The sequence below is a fragment of the Parvibaculum sp. genome, assembly GCF_019635935.1.
GTDB lineage: Bacteria > Pseudomonadota > Alphaproteobacteria > Parvibaculales > Parvibaculaceae > Parvibaculum.
This window is the reverse complement of record NZ_JAHBYN010000001.1, coordinates 3,128,142-3,150,515: the sequence shown is the minus strand read 5'-3', so window position 1 is coordinate 3,150,515 and position 22,374 is coordinate 3,128,142. Positions and strand designations below refer to the sequence as shown.

The window sequence follows — 22,374 nt, the reverse complement described above, 5'->3', positions numbered from 1 at the left end:
GCGACGGCCCCCTGCCGTTCGGTACAAACTGCGGTGCGATAGTACGCAATGGGGCGAACCGACGCTGAAACCAAAGTAGTCGGGCTGACAAGCCGTTGAATCATTCAGATAGGTAGCCTTCAAACAGTCAATTCCACTATAGTCCGGACTGTTCAACTCAAATCCGTTCCGAAGGGCCGTCATGCCGGGGTGACCAGTCCATTGCCGGATTGAGATTTTGGGGGACGGGGCGCTTTTGGGGGCGCGTGTAGATGAGAGTTGGTGACATGAAAAAGACCGACATGGCCATTATCGGCATGGCCTGTCGGTTCCCCGGCGGCTGCAATACGCCCGAAGCGTATTGGGAGGTGCTTGCCGGCGGACGCAATGTCGTCACCGAAGTTCCCGCCGACCGCTGGGATCACTCTCTCTTCAAGCACCCCAACCGGAAGGCGCCGGGGCGAAGCTACACTTTCGCGGCCGGAACGCTGGGTGACATTCGCGGGTTCGACGCCGCTTTCTTCGGCATTTCGGCACGCGAAGCCGACATGATGGACCCGCAGCAGCGGATGCTGCTGGAGATGGGCTGGGAAGCGCTGGAATCCGGCGGGCAAATCCCCGGCCACCACGCCGGACGCAACTGCGCCGTCTATGTCGGCATTTCCTCTACCGAATACGGGTCGAGCCAGCAGGGCAATGGCGACGGCACCAACGCCTATACGATGCTCGGCTCAACGCTTTCGATTGCCGCCAACAGGCTCTCCTACCAGTTCGACCTGCGCGGTCCGAGCATGGCGGTCGACACGGCCTGTTCGTCGTCGCTCGTTGCACTCAACGAAGCGCTCAACGCGCTTCACGACGGGCGCTGCGACATGGCGCTGGTCGGCGGCATCAGCCTGCTTCTCACCCCCCTGCCCTTTGTCGGTTTTTCAAAAGCGACGATGCTTTCCACCTATGGGTTGTGCCGGGCCTTCGGCGAAAACCCGGGCGGATATGTCCGCGGCGAAGGAGGCGGCGTCGTCGTCATCAAGCCCTTGGCGGATGCGCTTCGCGACGGCGATCCGATCCATGCGATCATCGAGGGATCGGGTGTCAATACGGACGGGCATACCAAGGGCATCGCGCTTCCCTCGCATGAGATGCAGCGCCTGCTTATCGAACAAACGATGGCCAAGTTCGACGTCGATCCGGCCGGGATCGACTTCTTCGAGGCGCATGGCACCGGCACGATCGTCGGCGATCCGGCGGAAAGCCGCGCACTCGGCGAAGCAATCGGGCAGAAGCGCAGACCCGCCGACGGGCCGCTGCCCATCGGTTCGGCGAAAACAAATGTCGGCCACCTGGAACCCGCGTCGGGCATGGCCGGGCTCATCAAGACGATCCTGGCGATCCGGCATCGCGCCGTGCCGAAGTCGCTGCATTCAGAGACGCTGAACCCCGACATCGATTTCGACACGCTTCGCATCGCGCCGGTGCAGAAGCTGACGCCGATCGAAGCATCCGGGCGCCCGATCCGCGCCGGCGTCAACTCGTTCGGATTTGGCGGCGCGAATGCGACAGTGCTTTTGCGCGAACATGCTGTTCAGCCGCGCGCGGCACGCGATATTTCGACGGCGCTGCCGCCGCTTGTGCTGTCCGCCAAATCGCCGGCGGCGCTGCGCGCAACGGCGCGCAACTGGGCGACATTTCTGGAATCGAGAGACAAGGACGGTTATTACGACGCCGCATTCACGGCGGCATTCCGGCGCGTGCGTCATCCGAACCGCGCCATCGTTCACGGCGAGACGGTCGGCGATATCGTCGCGCAACTTGCCGCGTTTGCCGACGAGGCCGATTGTGCCGTCGTCTCGAACGAAGCCGCCATTTCACAAGCAAAAGTCGGCTTCGTCTTCAACGGAAATGGCGCGCAATGGCCGGGCATGGGACGCCGGCTCTATGCCGAGAGCGAGACTTTCCGCCGCGAGATCGATGCCATCGACGCATTGATCGTCGAGATCGCCGGGTGGTCGCTTGTCGAAGCATTGCATGCCGAAGATGCCGAACAACGCCTTGGACGAACCGAGGTGGCGCAGCCCGCCTTGCTGGCGATGCAGATCGGACTATGGCGCTGCCTGCAGGAAGCGGGACTGACGCCCGACGCCGTCGCCGGGCACAGCGTCGGCGAAGTCGCCGCCGCATATGTTTCCGGCGCACTCGACCTCCGCCAGACCGTGCTGCTGGTTGTTGCCCGGTCCGAAGCGCAAGGCCGCACACGCGGCCAGGGCCGGATGGCGGCTGCAGGAATTTCGCCGGAACGGGCGCTTGAAATCGAGAGGGATTCCGGCGGCAAGATCGAGCTCGCCGCCGTCAACACATCGACCTCCGTCACACTCGCGGGCGGCGAGCAGGCGCTGATCGAACTCGGGGAAAAGCTGACGGCCGAGAAGATCTTCTTCCGCCTTCTCGATCTCGATTACGCCTTCCACAGCCGCGTTCTCGACCCCGTGCAAAGCCACTTCCTGAAAAAGATCGGTCCGGTCGCACCGGCCGCTACGCGCGTTCCCTATTATTCGACGGTGCTTGGCGCCGAAACGGCTGGCGACGCGCTCGACACCGATTACTGGTGGAACAATATGCGTATGCCGGTGCGCTTTCACGACGCGATCGGCGCCATGATCTCGGACGGCATCGATGTGCTGGTCGAAATCGGGCCGCATAATGTTCTTCAACCTTACCTGCGGCAGATTCTGCGCGAAAAGGGCAAGACCGGCACGCCCATCGCCAGCATGACGCGTAGCGCGCATGATGCGTCGATGCTCCGCCTGGTCGCCGATACGGCGTTCTGCGCCGGCGCCGAACTCGACTTCGGACGGTCATTCCCCGTCCCGGGCCGTTGCGTCGAACTTCCGAGATACCCGTGGCAACACGAAAGCCACTGGACGCCGGTGAAACCCGACGCCGACGGACGCATGTATGCAAATGTCGACGGACCATTTCTCGGCATCCGGCCACAACACGGGCACGCGCTCTGGGAAGCCCAGATCGATGCCGAACTGTTCCCGTTTCTCGCCGACCACAATGTCGGCGGTTCGATCGTCTTTCCGGCGACCGGCTATGTCGAATGCGTCCTTGAAGCATCGGCCGCCCTTTTCGGTGGTGAGCGCCACGATATCGAGACCCTGGAGATTCGGCGGCCGATCGTCCTGGTGCGCGGGCACATGCTCAATTTCCGGTTCATATACGACGAAGACGACAAAGCCTTCCGCATCGAGACGCGCAAACGAATGAGCGACGACCCGTGGACGCTGAATGCCGTGGGCCGCCTCACCGAAGCGCTTGCCGGAACCGACGACACGGAGGTCGTCGCGCAGACCAGCGCTGCATCGGGCAACATCTCGCACGATACGCACTACCGCGTTGCCACCGCATTGGGACTGAACTACGGGCCCGCCTTCCAGACAATCGAGCGGGTGCAGGTGTTCGGCAACGAGGCGGTCGCGGAGTTGCGCGCACCGGACGCGGTTGTCGCGACGCTCGACAAGTTCGTCCTGCATCCGGCGCTGCTCGACGGCTGCCTGCAAACGCTGCTTTCGATATTGTTTGCGAACGGCGTCAAGGAGGGCAACGCCTACCTGCCTTATCAGTTCAACGGCGTGAAGGTTTTCCGGCCGCATGCGCTCGCGGTTCGCTGCCATACGCAACTGCGTTCGCGGAGCGAAAAGTCGCTGGTCGCCGATTTTTCCCTGTTCGACGCCGACAATACGTGCGTTGCCAGAGTGACCGGGCTGCGCTTTCTGCGGGCCGAACTTCATAACGTCAGCGCCGGCACACGGCGTTTCCGTTTCGAGACGCTGCCGCTCGACTATGTTTCCGCATCGTGCCAGACACCCGACGCCGCGGAACTTGCCGAAGCGTTGGCTTTTGCCGAGCGAAACGCCGCCATTTCCGGCGACGGACCCGATCTCGACGCTATTGCGCGCGGATTACTGGCGCGCGCGCCGTCAACACTGTCCAAGGTCAACGGCAAGGCCCACGCGATATCGCACATCGACGTCGCGCCGGGCGATGGCGCGCGCCGCATGTGGCAGGATGCACTGGCACGCCATCCGGCCTATCTGGCTGAACTCGGCGCGCTGATGCATTGCGGCGATACGACGGCGCAAGATGCGGCGCAGCATCGGCCGAGCCCGACCAGCCGCGATCACCTGCTGGAAAGCTCGCCAAGTTTCGCACCGGCTCGCGACCTTCTGATGGACGCTCTGAAAAAGGTCGCATCACTCTGGCCGGCCAACCGCAGGCTGCGGATACTTGAGGTCGGCACGGCCAACGGTCTGGTACGCGGCGCCGCGTCGATTTCCTCAACGGGCGCTGTCGATTTCACGGTCGTCTCGGACGACGAAACGAAACTCTCCAATCTCGAGATGGACATCGACGCTCCGAATGTGCGGTTCCTGCATGCGGATCCGGCCGGGCTCCTGTCCGAAAGCGACCTGACGAAGCTCGGCGAATTCGACATCGTCGTTTGTCCTCTGCCGTCGGCCGCCAGCGGCCTGACGCCGGCGCTGCGCGGAAACATCAACGATCTGCTGGCACCGGGCGGGCTTTTGCTGCTGTCCGAACCCCAGCCCGCCTTCTGGATCGACACCGTTCTGGCGGCGGCCCGTCCGGTGGCGCAGGACGAACGCATGGATTCCGAGGCGCTTGTCCGCTTTTTTTCGGTCGAGGGGTTCTGCAATATTCAGACTGCAACCGCCGGACGCGCGACGGTGTTGATCGCAGATGCGCCGCGGCCGGGCGACTTCCGTACAGCGCCCGCGCGCGCCAGCTTCGACGCCATGGGAACGGGCTGGCTCGTTGTCTACGATCCGTCCAAAGCAGAGGCCAATAGCGCCGGCGCACTGTGCGCCGAACTGGAACGCGCCGGAGCCGTCGCAATCCAGGCACATGCCGGGCACAACCCCGGCGAGGACGACGATGCATTGCCGCTCGACCCCGATGTCGAGATGCAGTGGCTCGAAACCTATCAGGCGATGGCCGGAACCGGAATCGACCTTCGCGGCGTCGTGCTGTTCGGCGACATGTCGGCCGATGCACGTCCCGGCTGGAGCGCACTGCTGGCCGCGCGGGCGATGTCGCATGCCGAATTCAAGACGATGCCGCGCCTGCATATCGTCACGCGGAACGCGTCGAGCTTCCGGGCGACCGGCCAGATGAACCTCACGCAAGCGCCACTTTGGGGCATCGGCCGGGTGATTGCCAACGAAGTGCCGAAGACGCGCCTGCGCATGATCGACCTCCAGGGCGACGATCCGGCGCAAACGGAGCTTATCGCGGCACTTTGCCGATCGCTGCTCGATGCGGACCCGGAATCCGAACTTGTTCTCAGCTCCGAAGGTTCCTTTGCGCCACGACTGCGCGTGGTGCCGAACGAAGGCGCCACCGAAGCGGAGCTGGGCGCGCGGAAGCTCACCTTCTCGACCGGGCGGCTCGGCTCTCTTGCCTGGCAGCCAGCCGCGATGCCGATACCGAAGGCAAATGAAATCGTCGTCGCCCCGCGCGCCGCCGGACTCAATTTCCGCGACGTGATGTATGCGCTTGGCGTGTTGCCCGAGGAAGCGCTGGAGGCCGGGTTTGCCGGACCGAGCGTCGGCATGGAAGCGGCCGGCATCGTGACCGATGTCGGCGCGGAGGTTACCAACATCCGGCCCGGCGACGAGGTGTTGTGCTTCGCCCCCCATTGCTTCGACAGCCATGTCGTGACGCCGGCAAGCGCGGCGGCAATCAAACCGACCCGATTGAGCTTCGAGGAAGCCGCCACAATTCCGACGGCCTTCTTCACCGTGCAATACGCGCTCGACTATCTGGCACGATTGCGGAAGGGCGAGCGCGTCGTGATCCATGGCGCAGCCGGCGGCGTCGGTCTTGCCGCGATCCAGGTGGCTCGCCACATCGGCGCCGAAATCTTCGTGACCGTCGGCACGCCCGAGAAGCGCCAGATGATGCGGATGCTCGATATTCCGGAGAGCCGTATATTCGACTCGCGCTCGCTGTCGTTCGCCGAGGAGATCATGAAGGCGACCGGCGGCGAAGGCGTCGACGTCATTCTCAATTCACTGGCCGGCGAAGCGATACACCGGAATCTCGGTTTGCTTCGCCCGTTTGGCCGCTTCATCGAACTCGGCAAACGCGATTTCTACGAGAACAATCGCATCGGCCTGAAGTTTTTCCGGAACAATCTCAGTTATTTCGGCATCGATGCGGACCAGCTGATGGTCGAGCGACCGGAACTGGCGCGGGAATTGTTCGACGATCTGATCGAGCGATTTGAAACAGGTGTCTATACGCCACTGCCCTATCGGGCTTTCGACGCGGACCGCGCATCGGACGCATTCCGCCTGATGCAGAGATCCGGCCATACCGGAAAGATAATCCTGCGGCCGCCCCATGTGCCGGCCGCTGTGGCAAAGCGCGAAAGCGCAGCCTTCCCGGTGCGGCCGGACGCGGCCTGTCTCGTGACCGGCGGGCTTTCCGGGTTCGGGCTCGCGACCGCGAGATGGCTTGCCGAGAAGGGCGCCGGCGGGCTGGTGTTGATCGGACGGTCCGGCGCGACAAGCGAGGAAGCGCGTGCGGCCATCAAGGAATTCGAGGCCCGCGGCGTGCACGTCATTGCGCGCGCCTGCGACGTTACGGATGCCGCCGCTGTTGGCTCGCTTTTCGACGAAGCGGAAGCCGCCGGCTTTCCAATCCGGGGCATTGTCCACGCTGCGGCCGTCTTCGACGACGCCACGATGGAGACGCTCGATCAACGCCAGTATCAGCGGGTCATCGAACCGAAAATTCGCGGTGCTATCGTGCTTCATGACGTCAGCCTGGGGCGCGAAATCGATTTCTTCGTTCTCTATTCTTCGATCACCACGGCATTCGGAAATCCGGGCCAGGCCAATTATGTCGCCGCGAATGCCTTCCTTGAGGCGCTTGCGCAGAAGCGCCGCGCCGCCGGCCTGCCGGCGCAGGCAATCGGCTGGAGCGCTATCGGCGACGCCGGCTATCTCGCCCGCAACGCCGAGATGCGCGACCAACTTGCATCGAAGCTCGGCGCCGACCCGCTCAGCACGAGCGACGCAATGATATTGCTGGAGGGACTCGTTGCGCGCGACGAATCCAACTTCTACGCCGCCGGCATCAATTGGCAGCGGCTGCGCGCCGGCCTGCCGGTCCTGCAGGCACGCGTCTTCGGCGAATTGGCGCCGAGAACGGTACGGGAAGGTGAGAGCAGCGGAGAGGACATTCTATCAAAGCTCTCGGAAGTCTCGCTGGAGGATGCCATCGGCTTCGTGTCCGGCATTCTGGCGGAGGAAATCGGCCAGGTGCTGCGCCTGACGGCCGACAAGATCGATCTTGGGAAGTCGGTATTCGATCTCGGTATGGACTCGCTGATGGCACTCGAACTGAAGCTCGGCATCGAAGACCGCTTCGGCATCGAGATACCCGTCATGGCGCTTTCCGAGGGCGGAAATGTGACGTCGCTTTCGGCACAGATTGTCGGCCAGATTCGCGGCGAAGATACAAGCGATCAATTCGCCGGCGACGTGCAATCGATAATCTCTCGTCATATCAATGACGACGACGTTGAAAATATACGAAAAACAGACGACACTCGCGACCCTTCAACAAGTGAAAATCAATTCGGCACGTGACAGATTCAGATCCCAACGAACCGCGAAAGCTCTCCAAGGAATCCAAGGAGGAAGCGCTGCGGCGTATCCTCAAGAAGCGCAGCGACATCGCCGGCGAAATGAACGGCGTTGCCAAGCGCGACGCGTTCAGCATTCCGGAATCGCACTACAAGATCGAGAAGTTTTCCGACTATCAGACATTGACGCTTCAGCAGAGCCTCGCGAAAAAGGTCAACCTGGAAAGTCCGTATTTCCAGGAGCACGATGTCCTGGCGCGCAATACGACCGTTATCGGCGGGCGCGAATTCATCAATTTCGGAACCTATAACTATCTCGACCTGAACGGGCATCCGCGGGTCAACGACGCGGCGTACAAGGCGATGGTCGAATACGGCACATCGGCCTCCGCGAGCCGTCTCGTCTCCGGCGAAAGGCGGCCGCATCGGGAGCTCGAAGCCAAGATTGCCGAAGTCCACGGCACCCCGGCGGCGCTCACATTTGTCTCGGGTCACGCCACGAACGTAACGACGATCGGCACGCTGCTTGGAAAGCGCGATCTCATTCTGCATGACAGGTTGATTCACAACTCGGTGTTGCAGGGAGCGCTTCTTTCCGGCGCACAGCGGCAGCCGTTCGATCACAACGACTGGCGCGGACTTGACGACCTTCTGATGCGGTCGCGGCGCAAGTTCGAGAAGGTGCTGATTTGCGTCGAAGGCATCTATTCGATGGACGGTGATGTGCCGCCGATGCCTGAAATCATCGAGGTCGCGCGCAAACACAAAGCCTTGACGATGGTCGACGAGGCACATTCCTTCGGTGCGCTTGGCGCCCGGGGATATGGCATCGGCGAGCATTTCGGCCTGAAGCCGGGCGATGTCGATATCTGGATGGGAACGCTATCCAAGACGCTGGCGGGCTGCGGCGGATATGTGGCCGGTTCGGAAGCGCTGATCACGCTGCTCAAGCATACGGCCTCCGGATTTCTCTATTCGGTCGGCATGCCCCCGCCGATGGCGGCCGCGTCTCTTGAAGCATTGCGGATCATGGAAGAAGAGCCTGAGCGCGTTCGACAACTTCAGGCCAACGGAAAATTGATGCTCGAACTTGCCCGTGAAGCGGGGCTCGACACCGGCTATGCGATCGGCTCGACGGTCCTTCCCGTCATTACCGGCAGCTCGCTGCTCGCGGTGCGCCTGTCGCGCGCCTTGTTCGAGCTTGGCATCAATGCCCCGCCGATCATCTACCCTGCCGTCGAAGAACGGATCGCGCGGTTGCGTTTCTTCCTTTCCAGCGCGCACACGGAAGAGCAAATACGCTTTACCGTCGCACAGGTGGCCGACCAGAAGAAGAAGCTCGAGAATTCGCCGCTGTGAGCCCTAGAGACCGATAACCGTCTTCCAGGATTGCTCGACTAGGCAGACCGCGCTGACCTGCGATCGCCCGTTTCCATCAGCCAGAATCACACGGCGGCAGCGATCTCCAGTTGCGGAAACATAGTCGGGGCCCACATGCACCAGCGTGCTGTTACCGGACGACGCGAGAACAGTCCCGGCGGTTCCCGGTGCGGCTTCTACGGCATAGAGCGCAATCGGATCGCTCGCGGGGCTGGCGGCTAGGACCTCGCTTGCCGACGCGAATTCGCCCGACGTCGAAGTGGTCTCGCAGGCAGCAAGGCCCAACGACAGCGTCAATGCGACCAGAAAGCCCCGCATACCCCAACCCTTTTCGCGATGCGCCGAGGCGCGTCTACCCGTCATTTTCGGCAATCCTAACATAGAAAAGTCGCTTGTCATGCCCGCCGCTACAGCTTCTCGCCATATGCCAGGCGCTCCAGCGTCGGCGGTGTTTTCGTCCCGGATGGCCAGTCGACTGCGCCGGTCAGCCGTTCGCGCAATGCGCGATCCCGAACAAGCGCAATCAGCGCATCGGACCAAGCCTCCTTGTCGCAAGCCGGACGAAGAATGCCGTTACGATCATCCGTGACGACGCTTTCGTAGGGCTCGCCCGCAGCATACACACCCACGGCACCGAAGCGCGCAATGTCGAGATATTTTGTCCAGGATCTGGCTGAATTGAACGGCGTCGGCACCAACGGCGCCAAACCGATGTCGAGGCGCGTCGTCTGGCTTCGCTGCCAATATTCGGGCCAGGGCAATGGCGGTCGCACGGCCACCCGTGGCAGTCCGCCATAGAACCTTCGCGCCTCCGGTCCGCCGACGATTTCAAATTCGCAGTTCGGACAGTCTTCCAGCACCGGGCGCATTACATCGCGCAGCCATTTTCGGTCCGCGCGATGCGTCTTCTGGCCGTGGTAGAAGATGCTGACATTGCCGCTCTCGTTTGACGGCCGTTCCGACGGCAAGGCAAAGCGGAGCGGCGCCGGATCGATGCGGTGAACGTCACCCGCCGCAGCGTAACGGCGCGCAAGGACATCGGACGAGAGCCACAGCTCGCTTGCAAGCGCGCCGATGCGCCCGGCGTAGCGCAGCCAGAAATGAGCCATGTAGATGCGATAGTGCAACGGCAGCGAACGGTCGCCGATCGCGGCGGCCATGTCATCGTCGAGCAGATAGGCGAACCCGCCAAGGCTGGCCCCTGCCCGCTCAAGCGCCTTCAGCGCTGCCGAATCGACATATCGCACGACGATCACGAAAGCGCCGTTCAGCGAAACCGGGGGCGCGCGACCCAGAATCCAGTAATGCACCGGCAAGCCGGCGTTTCGAAGCCGGCCGCGCAGATAGATGTCGCATGTGGGCGAGTGCTCCCAAGTGAGAACGACAATGCGCTCCGGATCGCGCGCGTACGCGCCCCGGCAGCGGAACGTGCGCGCCGAAATGAGCGAACGCTCGTCGTCCGTACCTGGTTTCATCGTCGCGATCAGTTTGCGTTGAGAACAACAGCCGTCGAAAGTGCCACGCGGTATATGACTTCGACGATGTCCTTGAACACCGCAAAAGTCTTTTGACTGGCGGCGGGCAGAACCATGATGTGATCGCCCTTGCGAATTGGCTTTGACCCATCATGCACCGAGCCATCGTTGCGCAGTACCAGAATACGGCCCGCATCGCCGCGATTGCTCAGGCCGCCGGCTTCATCGATATAGGAGCGTACCGAGCGGCGGTTCTGCCAAAGAACGGTTTGCGGCACCTTGACTTCACCGGAAATCACAACGACATCGCTCTTCTTCGGGATCACGATTTCGTCGCCGTCCTCGAGCAGCATGTCCCGCCAGCTATTGCCCGCCAAAACGACGCGCCCCTCCGGCTGAACTGTCCTTACCTGCGCCACAAAGCGTTCGACCAGCGCCGCTTCCTGGACACGTATCGCCGAGTCCGTTGTGCTTATCGAATTGTCCGTCAGAACCGACCGCTGCAGCTCGTAGAGTGCCTGTTCGATCGCTTGCCGTTGTCGCAAGGCCACCGACTGCCGACGCAGATAGATGGAATCGATGTCGGCAAGGCTTGGGTCGATTTCAACCAGTTGGGCAACCGCCCCGAGCCGCGTCGCCCGCGGCACTGCAAATGCCGACGGCCCCATGTCGTTGCCGTCGACCTTGACGACGATGGTCTCGCTTTCGCGGTCGGCCTCGACCTCAATCGAGTCGCCATCGGTCGGTATGTATGTCGCTATCTGGCTGAGTGGAACATAGGTATTAAACTGCTTTCCACTGCGAATGCCGCGGATCAGCGCATGGCTGGCCGAGGGCCGCGCTTGCGCGAGCGCAAGCAATTCACTTCCCGTCGAGCGCACAGGATCGAACTCGTAGCGATATTCGTTTCTTACGTCGCCGGATATCGCGACCGTCGGCATCTGCGATCCGACAACGATTGAGTCATTGTCGGAAAAGCGCACGGCCGGCATTTCGCCATCGGTCAGAAATTTATAAAGATCGATCGTCGCAACGGTCGCGCCGCGCCGGACGACCCTGATGTTCCTGAAGCTGCCGCTCTGGATGTCGATGCCGCCGGCGCGCGCCAGATAATAGAGCACGCTATCGTCCTTCGAACCCGGATAGCGCCCGGGATAAGGCACGGAGCCGGTTACGAAAACGCCGAGCGGCTGCGTGCCGAGCAGGTTCGTATAGACCCTGACGTTGTCGGTGAAGACGCTGGCGACACTGGATCGCACGCGTTGCGCAAGCTGCGAATTGGTTATGCCCTCGACCTTCACCGGTCCGATTTCCGGAAGGAATATGTTTCCTTGAATGTCGACCACGAGGATGCCGTCGAATGTCCTCGCGCCCCACATCCTGACTGCAATACGATCGCCTTGCGCGATCAGATAGTCGGGGTTCACGCCGACGCTGCGGTCGACCAGTCCCGAGTTGGCGAAAATCTGCGAGCCGAAGGGCCGCAAGCCAAGCTCCGGCGACGGCGGGATTGCGTTGGGAATGTCGATCCGCGAACCGCTCTGTTCGCGCAAGAGCAAGTCGCCGCCGACGACACCTCCCTGCACAGCTTGTGGCTGCTCGTAACCCCGCGGATCATCGAAGATGTCACCGAGCGTCTCGGACTCGTTCAAGGCTTGCGGCGCGCGCAGGGGTGCGCCGCTACTCGTCTGCCCGCTTGTCGAACTTTGAGCGTAGAGCGCCTCAGCGCCGAGCGCCGTCAGCAGCGCTGCGGCAAAGATAGCCCCCCAGATCCTCATATACGCGCATGCTCCCTGATGGCGGCCCCGATCAACATCAACAACCCGTATGCTAGCAGCCCGCATACCAGAAACGACACGATAATCAACAATCTGTCGGGCTTGGAGGGGTCATCGGGCAGCGATGGCTCGACAAAAGCGACCAGATAGGCCTGCTTGCGGCTGGCATCCGCCCGTGCAACCTCCAGTGCGGACACCGCGGAGGAGTAGGACGTCCGCGCAAACTCCTCCTCTATGAGCAACCGCTCGTATTCGGCCAACAGGTCGGAATAGGTCGTTCCGGGCAAATCCTCGTTTCTCGTCAACCGGCCCCGCTCCGCCTGCATCTGCTGCTCGATAGCGGCGATCCGCGCCTTGACGCCGGCGATCTGCGCACTGTCCTCGCGCATGTAGCTCCTGAGAGATGCCAGTTCGGTTTTGTACCGCGACAACTCCGCCTCGAGACTTGCGACGATGCCGCTGATCGCCTCGGCGGATCGAACGGGATCGAGATCGCTATGCTCTTCGCGAAACCGATAAAGAGCCAACCTGTTGTCCCGCAGTCTGTTTTCGGCCAGATCCAATTCTTCACGCGCGAATTGCACCGCGTCGGTTCTCGACTGTTGTGAAATGCGGTTGACCATTTCATCGCTTATCTCAACGATCGCCGCGGCTATTCGCCGGGCGTCTTCCGGCCGATAGGCCTGCACATCGAGATGGACGACATTCGCGGTGCTGTCGAAATAGACATCAATACGACCGAGGTAATAGTCGTAGAGTTCCTCGAAGCTGGCATCGGCACTCAATCGCGACCACACGTCCGATTCAGGCATCCTGTAGATCGACCTCAGGTCGACAGCCTCCTCGAGTTTTCGAACAATTTCGCGAGACTGGATATATGCCTCGACGACGTAGCCATCGATGATCCCCGAACCTGTGCCGCCGAGCGACCCCAACAATCCACCGAATGCGGTTGCGATCTGCGAATCCGCGGTCCGAACCGTCATCAGCGTCTGCGACACATAGCGGTCAGATGCCCAGAAGGCATAGTAGACAAACGCTACGCTTGTCGGAATGATCACAAGGCACAGGAACAATATTTTGGATATGCCGAGTTTGGCGACTTCGGCCACCTCGTGCTCGACGAACGGGCGCGCCCGGTCCCGGACGAAAAGCTGAAAGCGGTCGTAGGGGCCGCCGGGCCGTACGAGACGATCGATTTGTTCCTTGCCGAACCGGGAGTTCATGGCGCGCACCTTCTCATATAAAAATCGATCGCATCCTCAATATTGCCAAACGGAAGAAGAAACCCGTCGAATAGAACGAGCCCAATCTCACAATATTCCCGGATTGTATTTTCGTTATGCGAAACCAGCAACATGCCGGAATTCCTCGATTGATTGAGAAACACCCTGCGCGACTTGGCGCGGAAGAAGCGGTCCCCGGCGCCGATGCTTTCATCGATGAGATAACAATCGAATGCAATTGCCAAACTCAGACCGAACGCCAACCGGGACTTCATGCCGGCGCTGTAAGTCCGTACGGGCATGTCGACGTAGTTGCCGATTTCAGCAAATTCCTCCGCACGCTCGAAGGTCTCCCTGTAATCGACGCCGTAGAGTCTCGCAACAAACGAAATATTCTCCCGCGCGGTCAGGTCGCCATGAAAGCCGCCGGAATAGCCCAAGGGCCAGGACAATCGGCCTTCGCGCATGATCGTGCCGCGGGACGGCTGATCCACACCTGCAATCATATTGAGCAAGGTCGATTTTCCGGCGCCGTTCCTGCCAAGCACTCCCACGCGCTTGTCGGTCGGAATCGACAGGCGCGTCTGGCGCAACACCTGACGTCTGCCGACGTCCGTGTCGAAATGCTTTTCGATGTCGATCAGATGTATCATTGGTCCAGAACCCGTCTTCGAAGCGCACGGTCGGCAATGAGACCGAGCACCAGGATCGCCACCGCCCAGGAATACCCGTAGACGATATCCACCCTGCTACCGCCCATCAGCGGGCTGAAATTGCCCCTCACACCATCGACAAAATGCAGCAACGGATTGTAGGCAGCATACTCCGCAACCTGCGGCGGCATCCTGTCCAACGTGAAGAATACGCCGGACGTGATGTAAACTAGTCGGTTCAATCCATCCATTACGTTCTTGATCGAATCGGCCAGCGAAGCCAGCGAGCCGATTATAAGTCCCGCACCTATCCCGGTTATCCAGAGGCCGAACATATTGGCAAACACCGACATGGCGCTGCCGAATGTGTACTTCTCCACGAATACGAAGATGAACGAGACGAACAGGATGAAGACGAAAAGCTGAGTAAAAAACTCCAGAACACTTCGCGCGAAGAAAATGTCCATCGGCTGTACTAGGGAGTGATTCAACAAGGGCCGATTTTGCCTCAATGCATTCGTCAAACCACCGTAGGTCTTGAGATAGAAGAACAGCGGAACGACGCCTGTCGAGACAAACAAGACGACATTCATTCCCAGCGTATCGCGCAGGCGAATGAAATAGAAAATGAACGAGAGCACCAGCACGTGCATCATGGGCTCGAGGACCGCCCAGAGATATCCAAGTTCGTGCCGACCAAACTTTGCCATTGTTTCGCGAAGCATGATCGTTCTTACGGAATGCGCCATGCGCATGATGGCGGCGAACGGATTTCCACGCGCCGCCAGCGTTTCTTCGTTCCAGCGCGGCAAAAAATCCACCGGGATACTCGACATGATTTTCTTGACTTCGGAGTCTTGACCGGAGCCGGGTTTTTTCCGGCGGGGCTTTGGTTCGTCTTCGTCGTTGGCGGGCACCATATCGAGATCAACGTCCGCACCGGCACCTTGTAGCCGCGCCGCCAGTTCGCGCCGCTCCGCCTCGTAATCGGAACCCGCCTCGATTGTCTTCAGAGTACGCAACGCCTCGTCGTCTCGGCCGGCGACAAGCAAGCAGCGACACAAGAGAACTTTTCCTTCGGTCCAGTCCTTGTCCTTGGCCAACTGTGCTTCGAGCCGGTTGATTGCCCGAACGACGTTACCCTGGCGGTAGGCGCATCGCGCGGCAATACGACCAAGCGTTGTGTCCTTGGGAGCGATAAGAACGCCGGCTTCTGCGGCATTTCGTGCTTTTTGCCACTCCTCGCGTTCGCAATATACGTCGGCGAGGAGCCGCATGCGCGCCGCGGTCTCTCCCAGCCGCTTGTTTGCCCGCCGGCCCCAACGGATGACGAGATCGCCGTCACCGCTGCTGTGCGCGATTCGCAATGCTGCGGCAATAAAGCGCGCATTCGCCTCGTTGAATTTCAAGTTCTCACGAAATAATTCCAGGGCGGTCGAGGTTTGCCCGGTCATCGCGCGCAGCCGTGCTTCCAACAGCGCGATTTCGCCTTGCTTGTCGGCGGGCGCGATTTTTCGGGCGCTGTCGAGTATTTCGGCGGCCGGTTCAATTTCCCTGTTCAGCGCCAGAAACATACCGCGGAGATACAACGCGCGCCAACCGCGATATCCCCGCTTCCAGACGCGCTCCGTCAGCTCAAGCCCGAGGCGGTATTTGCGCCGCGCCAACAATTCGCCGCAGAGCCACCACAGACTTTCAAACGACGGCGCGAATGCAGGGTCAGTTTCGAGCGCGGCTATGGCGATGCGGACAGCTTCGTCCTCCTCGCCGGCGGCATACGCCCGCGAGAATTCTTCCGCCTGAGCGGAGAACGATGCGTGATCGACAACGCTTAAACTCACCGGATAAATCCGCCTGTCGTTAGCGAGCGCCACCGTCGAGATGGCCAATGCTCACAATACATCCCATTAGGGCCCGCATGGCGCCCGTCAGCCCGGTGGAAATTCTCACCGAAGGCCTGCCGATACACCCACCTGTTGCGAGCGAGGTCCGCCGGCATTCCCCAGAATTTCATCGGCAACGCCCCTTGGCTCGCCGTGCTCCGGACTTTCTGTGTCGCGGGGCAAATTCGATGTCCCGATTTCAGCAGGCACCCGACCGACGCTTTCGAATCTAGCAATCGCATTCGTGACGGCAAGCTGAATTCCCGCAGGTGTGTAATAGTCACCGTTTATCATGCTCCGCCGCATAAGTAGCCGCCGGAAATCCGCGAACACGTCCTTGTGCGGCATCGTCGCGTTCGACCAGAAGTCGTCCAGCCCGCCTCGGAAGGTCAGCCCCGGCCGGTCGAAAATGGCCTTTCCGAGGCAGATCAGCGGCCGCCCGAGGTCGAGCGCAATCAGGCCGACCGTGCTGTTCAGGGTCACGACGCCGCGTGCGCCGCGTACAAGCGCCTGCAGATCGCCGCCATCGATATAGTCGATCCGACCGGACACTCCGTAGCGATCGGCAATTTCGCGGGTACGGCGACGGAAATTCGTCCAGCCATTGTCCAGCGGGTGCGCCTTGACGACCAGCCGTGCCGTGCCGGATGCGTGCGCGGCGAAGCTGCGTATTACATATTCAAGCGCCTCGGTCATGTTGCTGTGAGGCGAATGCAGACGAACCTGCGAATCGCTGTCGAGCTGCATCGGAAAGACGAAAAACTCATCTCCACTCGCGACACGCCGCTCGATGAGCTTGACAGCTTGCCGACGGCGCAACGGCAATGTTACAAGCCGCCGCGTCCATGTTGCGTATTCCGCCCAGATGGGGAACGGGCGATGCGTCTTGTATTTCGGGTAACGCATCCATTGCAGATAGTTCCATATCTGCCACTGAAAGTCGTAGAGCACACGGCGGCGCATGGCCGCCAGGACCGGTACATAGCCCGGCTCGCCGGATGTAGCGCCGTCGCGATCCCCGAACGAGCCGTGCGGATCGCGTAGCAACGGCGAATGGCCGTTGATCCCGCCCTCTTCAAGCGTCAACCAGTGCGGCCGGATGTAGCCTTCCTCGAAAACCCAGACGCGGCATGCCAAATCGCGGATGGCCTCGATCGCCCAACGGTGCAGCGGTCGGCAGTCGTTGTGAAGGACAATGTCGGAAATTTCATCCGCGACAACCAGATCGCGAACATATGTGCCAAAGTCACTTTGCGTTCCGCGATAGTCGACCGCATTCCATGTCCCCCAGAAGTAGCGGTCGCCACCACAGACATTGATGCGTTTGACGGGATAGCCGCGATCGGCAAGCGCCCGGCCAAGCGCAAGAAAGAAATGGCTGCTGTTCCCCTGAAGAAAAAGGAATGCCCGGTTCATCCGACCTCCCCCACCTGCCGGCCGTCGTCCATGACGTCACCGGCCCCGGCCGCCGCTCCGGTATCTGTCAACGCAACAGTCACGGTTTCGAGCAGGAGACGGTTCAGCGCATCGGCGCTGACAGTCACGGTGCGATTGTCGGTGCGGGCCCGCTTGTGCCAGATGAAGTAGTCGGTCCGCGGATCGTCGTAACCGAGCGCCCGGAAGGCCTTTGGCAGGCTGGGCAAATGATCCCCGTAGAAGCAGAAAACGGCATCCCGATTCATCTCGTTCAAGGCTTTTCGCAACCGGCCGATCATCCTGTCGGCATTCTGAACATGGCTCAGATACTGCAGAACTGCTTTCGACCTGGCGGGGGCCGCCGCGCGAATGGCGTCAGGCACCTCGATCCGCGGCTTGCCCCAGGGACCGTGATTTTCCATCGTGATCGCGAAAACGAAAACAGGCTGCGTCGATTCATCGAGCAGCTTTTCGATTTTCGCCGCGACGGAGGCATCGGACATGTAGGGGCCGATCCGGTCGGATTCCGCAAAAGAGGCGACGTCGATGAATTCGTCAAAGCCGAGATGCGGATAGGCGCGATCACGCCGGAAAAAAGATTTGTGGTAGGGATGGATGCAAACGGTGCGATAGCCGACGCTGCGCAGGTATGACGCAATCGTCCATACCGGCTTTGCACAATAGCCGAGATAGGGGTTGAAACGGTCGACCCCCATCGCCTCGTCGGGTATGCCGGAAAGAAAAGCGAACTCGGTCCTCAATGTGTTGGCGCCCCAGGCGGGCACGCGCAACCGGCCGCTATATCGCGCCTCCCCGGCCATGCGGTCGAAGTGTTTCAGAAATCCGGCAGGCGGCTTTTCCATGATGCGGCGGGCATCGAAGAACGACTCGCTTTGCACGACGATCACCGAGGGCCGCAGGTTCGACTGGCCGAAGGGCCGCGCACGGTCCTCATCTTCGTTTTTCCGCGATTGGGCGATTGCTTCCTCGCTCTCGCCCGCGAGGAGAAAATAGAATATCAGCGTCGTCACCAGACTGAGCTTGGCGACATCCTCCCGGACATCGGTTGACGGACCGAATATCCCGAGTATCTGCCTGAACTCGTTTCTGAGTGGCCCTCTGGTAATTGCATAGATCGAGCCGAAGACGACAAGACAATAAGCGAGCGTCGGCATCCACTCCGCAGCTTCATCCCGTCTGACGATCGGCTCCTCATAAACCAGCCCCGCAACGAGCGCGAGCGTGCCGGCGGACAGCACGGCGGCGACTTTCCAGGGGCCTATATAGCCAACATACAGGGCAGGATGGGCGATCGCCTGGCGCAGCAAGGCAAAATCCGAATAGACCAGCGGCTCGCGAAGTTCGCGGACCTTCGCGTTGTTGACGACGACGATGCCCAGAAACACGATGATGACGAAGACCGTCGAAAACATCGGCCGGTACGTCAGCATCAGGATGGAAACGTAAAACAATATCAGTGGCATGGCGGCGAGCAATCCGACCTTGTGAAAGATCGGCGCATCATTCCGCCGCGGCTTTACAAAACGCTCCAGGACCAACACCGCCGCGAAAGCGATGAAGAGCCCGGCAAGGCCGGCGATCATCAGACGTCCCCCATGGAAGCCAAAACACTCACAAATTCAAACGATCTACATTGGCCCCCTAGGGTGAAATCGTAAAAGCAAAGGCAGGCAGGATCAAGCGGACAAGCCACTCCGGCAGGATGTTGAGACACCTGATTCCCATAGCAAAAACAACGGGATGAGCAATTCTCGCCCGATTCCTCTTCAAACCCGACCGGATCATGATCGCGGCCTTCGCCGGTGTCGTCAGAAAGGGCTTGGGGCCGCTCAAACGGCGGCTCATATCGGTCTCGACATAGCCCAGGGTCACGACATTCAGCCTGACGCCTTTCGGTGCCAGCAGGTGCCGAAGGGCCAGCACATAGGTTTCGAGACCCGCCTTCGAGGCGCTGTAGGCCGGGCTGTAGGGCAGCGGGGCAAGAGCAGCCAGCGAGCCGATGCCGGCGATCTGGCCGCGCCCGCGGGCCGCCATGCGCTCGGCGACCGGCGCGATCGTCCGCAACGCGCCGACAAAATTGGTTTCCGCCGTCCGGAGCGCGGCGTCCCAGGGCTCAAGGCCGCTGGCTGCCGAAACACCCGATGTCACACCCGCATTCGCGATCAGCAGATCGATTGGATGGGCGGCATCGAAAGCGCGGAGAACATCTTCGATTTCCGGCGTTGTGACATCGGCGACGCGGATCTCGGCGGTCGCGCCCCTTGCACGGCACTCGCCGGCGACACGGTTGAGCTTCGCCTCATCGCGGCCGATCAATCCGAGCGTCACACCCGGCGCCGCATAGACGTTCGCCAGCGCGGCGCCTATTCCGCCGCCGGCACCAGTGATGACGACAACCGCCGGGTCGCCCAATGTCTTGTCGCGTCCGGCCGCCACGCGATCAAACCGGACATTGAAGCAGCAGCATCGGAGCGTCGTGCCGCAGCGTGGCGGTACGCGGCATCTCGATTTTGTCGACGCACTCGAAGCCGCGCGCCTCGTAAAGGCTGAGCGCCGTTTCGTTGTCGCCCCAGGCATGCAACGTCATGCTCTTGCAATCGCTGCCGCGCGCGAGCTCGGCGGCGAAATCCAGCAAAAGGCCGCCGACGCCCTGACCGCGCATCGATTCATCGACCGCCAGCGTGTTGATATAGAGGCTTCCGGGCACGTGTTCCTCGAACAAAGGCCGCACCGGATCGAGCCGGTCGCGCGAGAGGACGCTATAGGCCAATTCCGGCAGGCCGATCTGCTCGGCCGGAAAGGCGACCAGGCATCCGACGACACGGTTGTCGGATTCAACCAGATAGGCGTTCTCGAAATGATAGGGGCTTTCCTCGTCGCCGACGCCGAGCGCCAGCGCGTCGCGCGCGGTCAGACCCGGATAGGCATCGTCGAACAGGAACTCGAACAGCCCTTCTCCGGCCATCAGAAGATACCGCACCAGATCGTCGAGATCGGTCGCGGTGCCAATTCTTACATCCATGCTCAATCTCGTAACCCCATGCCAGACAATGTCATTTTCACGACGCCCCGGTCAGATGCGCCGTTGGATCGGGTCTCCCGCGCCAGAACGGCACCACGACGCCGTCGTCCAGATGCTGCATATCTTCAAGCGGCAAATCCTCCAGCCCCGCCATGCGCCGCGCATCGCAATCGCCGATCTCCACCAGAACCGGACCGAGCCACGCTTCCACATTTCCGCCCGGCGGCCCTGCCTGCACATCATAGGGGAAGCTGTCGCCGGGCACAGCATCGAATGCGGCGACATGTATCGCATCGACCGGCCATTTTGCCTCACCAGGCGGCGCGAGCCATATGACGACATCGTCGCGCATCGAAACCGGCTGGCGGCCGCCCGCCCGCGCCGACGTTCGCGCCGCGTGGCCGACGGCTCTCAAAGCCGCAGAAATCGCTGCCGCAGCTGCATTTTGACCCTTCCGCGACAAAACGGCGAACCGGAGCCGACGCCGCAAGAAATCGCTCACCGCCGTGTGCAGGGTCTCAACCATGCCGCGCTCACCGATCGCGATCACCGGACGTCCGAGATGCACCGTCATGCGGGACGCGAGTTCGGCGTCGTCCGCCAGCAACATGTCATAGGCGTCGGCGCTGGCCCGCCAGTCGTCATCGCCGGCGCGTATCCAGGCGATGCTGAGCGCCATCGGGCTGAGATTTCTTGCACACGCCAACGGCAAGCCGGACAGACGCGACAGGATCAGGTCGTAACCGAAGAGATTGCGGTGCATGAAACCGCCCGTCTTGATGTCCGCAAACTCGGCGAATTCTGTCGCGAGTTCCCGCGCCGCCCGGTTTGCCGCCTCGTCGGTCCGTTGCGCCAGAACGGCGACGGCGGGACGTCGTCCCCAATCGAACCGCTCATCGGCCCCGAAAAGACCAAGCCAGGCCAGACGGCGAATGCGATAGCCGAAGCGGGCGCGCAGCGCCCGGAGGCTGTGACGGTGCCAGCGTCGGCGGCGAGCCAAATTCGCGCGCTTGATCCGCGTTGCGCCCATCAGGTGAAGCGCCGAGATGTCATTGAGCGCAACGGAGGGAAGATCGAACCGCGCTGCCGCCTTCAGCCCCAGATCGACGTCTTCATAGGCATAGAGATAGTCTTCGCAGAAACCGCCCATCTTCAGGAATTGAGCGCGGTCGCAGGCGAGCACAGCGCCCGTCACGATCGGCATGTGGCAAGGATGCCCCGCGCGCAGGCCGTCGCGGGAACCGGGCGTCGCGTCGTAGGCGGCGATCCGGCGCTGCCAGAGGTTCCACCGGAAACGAACACCGATTTGCGGGCGCGGCACCTTTGCGCCGGCCACCTTGTGCATCAGCCTGATCCCGACAAGGCCGCCCGTCTGCCTGACGCCGGCGACGATGCGCGGCATGATATCCTCGGTCAATTCGATGTCGTTGTTGAGAAACAGCAGGATATCCCCGCGCGCGATCTGTGCCGCGCGATTGCAGGAGAACGAAAAACTGTGGTTCCGGCCAGGCTTCACATGACGGATGTGAAATCTTGCAGAGGCCGCACGCAGGACATCATCGGTCGCGTCATCCGAGCCGTGATCGACGACGATGATCTCGAGATCGGGCCAGGTGTTGAATGCCGCCAGCGACGCAAACAGAGCGCGCAGCATTTCGCCGCCGTTCAGGGTCAGAATGACGACCGAAACGCGGACAGGCGGCGGCGCGGCGATTTCGAGGGCGATGATGCCGGTGCGATCGGCGGGAAGGCCCGCGGGACGGCGGGCCGCCAGAAACCGTTCCAGCGCAACGGTCGGGCGGAAGCCGGCGGCGGCCAGTCTGACGGCGGTCTCGATGGCTTCGACTGCGCGGGAAAACAATGGCATGA

The 22,374-nt window shown here is 61.4% G+C and carries 13 protein-coding genes; 2 read left to right on the top strand and 11 right to left on the bottom strand.

Features of this window, described 5'->3' with window-relative positions; translation table 11 throughout:
• Positions 1-266 precede the first annotated feature (266 nt).
• Both KF719_RS15460 and KF719_RS15455 read left to right on the top strand, forming a co-directional pair.
• Complete coding sequence (locus KF719_RS15460) at positions 267-7,655, top strand: type I polyketide synthase (RefSeq protein ID WP_293509826.1); 7,389 nt, start codon at positions 267-269, stop codon at positions 7,653-7,655.
• Positions 7,652-9,010, top strand: coding sequence for an aminotransferase class I/II-fold pyridoxal phosphate-dependent enzyme (locus KF719_RS15455; RefSeq protein ID WP_293509824.1), 1,359 nt, complete (start codon positions 7,652-7,654; stop codon positions 9,008-9,010). Before KF719_RS15460 ends, KF719_RS15455 begins: the two co-directional genes overlap by 4 nt.
• 3 nt (positions 9,011-9,013) lie before the next feature.
• Here KF719_RS15455 and KF719_RS15450 read toward each other — a convergent pair whose 3' ends face one another.
• Genes KF719_RS15450 through KF719_RS15400 form a run of 11 tightly spaced genes read right to left on the bottom strand, consistent with a single transcriptional unit; the run spans position 9,014 to position 22,372 of the window.
• Positions 9,014-9,394 carry a hypothetical protein gene (locus KF719_RS15450; protein WP_293509822.1) on the bottom strand — a complete coding sequence of 127 codons (381 nt, stop codon included), beginning with the start codon at positions 9,392-9,394 and terminating at the stop codon, positions 9,014-9,016.
• Positions 9,395-9,438: 44 nt separating this feature from the next.
• A complete protein-coding gene (locus KF719_RS15445; protein WP_293509820.1) occupies positions 9,439-10,506 on the bottom strand; it encodes a hypothetical protein in 1,068 nt (355 codons plus the stop codon).
• A gap of 8 nt (positions 10,507-10,514) precedes the next feature.
• Positions 10,515-12,350, bottom strand: a complete 1,836-nt coding sequence (locus KF719_RS15440) for a polysaccharide biosynthesis/export family protein (RefSeq protein ID WP_293509819.1) — start codon at positions 12,348-12,350, stop codon at positions 10,515-10,517.
• Positions 12,281-13,510 (bottom strand): hypothetical protein, encoded by a 1,230-nt coding sequence (locus KF719_RS15435; RefSeq protein WP_293509817.1) that lies wholly within the window; start codon positions 13,508-13,510, stop codon positions 12,281-12,283. The genes KF719_RS15440 and KF719_RS15435 overlap by 70 nt, the downstream gene beginning before the upstream one ends.
• On the bottom strand, positions 13,507-14,163 hold the full coding sequence (locus KF719_RS15430) for an ABC transporter ATP-binding protein (protein ID WP_293509815.1): 657 nt from the start codon (positions 14,161-14,163) through the stop codon (positions 13,507-13,509). The genes KF719_RS15435 and KF719_RS15430 overlap by 4 nt, the downstream gene beginning before the upstream one ends.
• Entirely contained in the window at positions 14,160-16,052 is a 1,893-nt protein-coding gene (locus KF719_RS15425) for an ABC transporter permease (RefSeq protein ID WP_293509814.1), read from the bottom strand. Before KF719_RS15425 ends, KF719_RS15430 begins: the two co-directional genes overlap by 4 nt.
• A gap of 57 nt (positions 16,053-16,109) precedes the next feature.
• Entirely contained in the window at positions 16,110-17,462 is a 1,353-nt protein-coding gene (locus KF719_RS15420) for a capsular biosynthesis protein (RefSeq protein ID WP_293509813.1), read from the bottom strand.
• Positions 17,459-19,066 (bottom strand): LTA synthase family protein, encoded by a 1,608-nt coding sequence (locus tag KF719_RS15415; RefSeq protein WP_293509812.1) that lies wholly within the window; start codon positions 19,064-19,066, stop codon positions 17,459-17,461. Before KF719_RS15415 ends, KF719_RS15420 begins: the two co-directional genes overlap by 4 nt.
• A gap of 58 nt (positions 19,067-19,124) precedes the next feature.
• Entirely contained in the window at positions 19,125-19,919 is a 795-nt protein-coding gene (locus tag KF719_RS15410) for an SDR family NAD(P)-dependent oxidoreductase (protein ID WP_293509810.1), read from the bottom strand.
• Between the two features lie 4 nt (positions 19,920-19,923).
• On the bottom strand, positions 19,924-20,505 hold the full coding sequence (locus KF719_RS15405; RefSeq protein ID WP_293509809.1) for a GNAT family N-acetyltransferase: 582 nt from the start codon (positions 20,503-20,505) through the stop codon (positions 19,924-19,926).
• Between the two features lie 37 nt (positions 20,506-20,542).
• A complete protein-coding gene (locus KF719_RS15400; protein ID WP_293509807.1) occupies positions 20,543-22,372 on the bottom strand; it encodes a glycosyltransferase in 1,830 nt (609 codons plus the stop codon).
• Between the last annotated feature and the right edge of the window lie 2 nt (positions 22,373-22,374).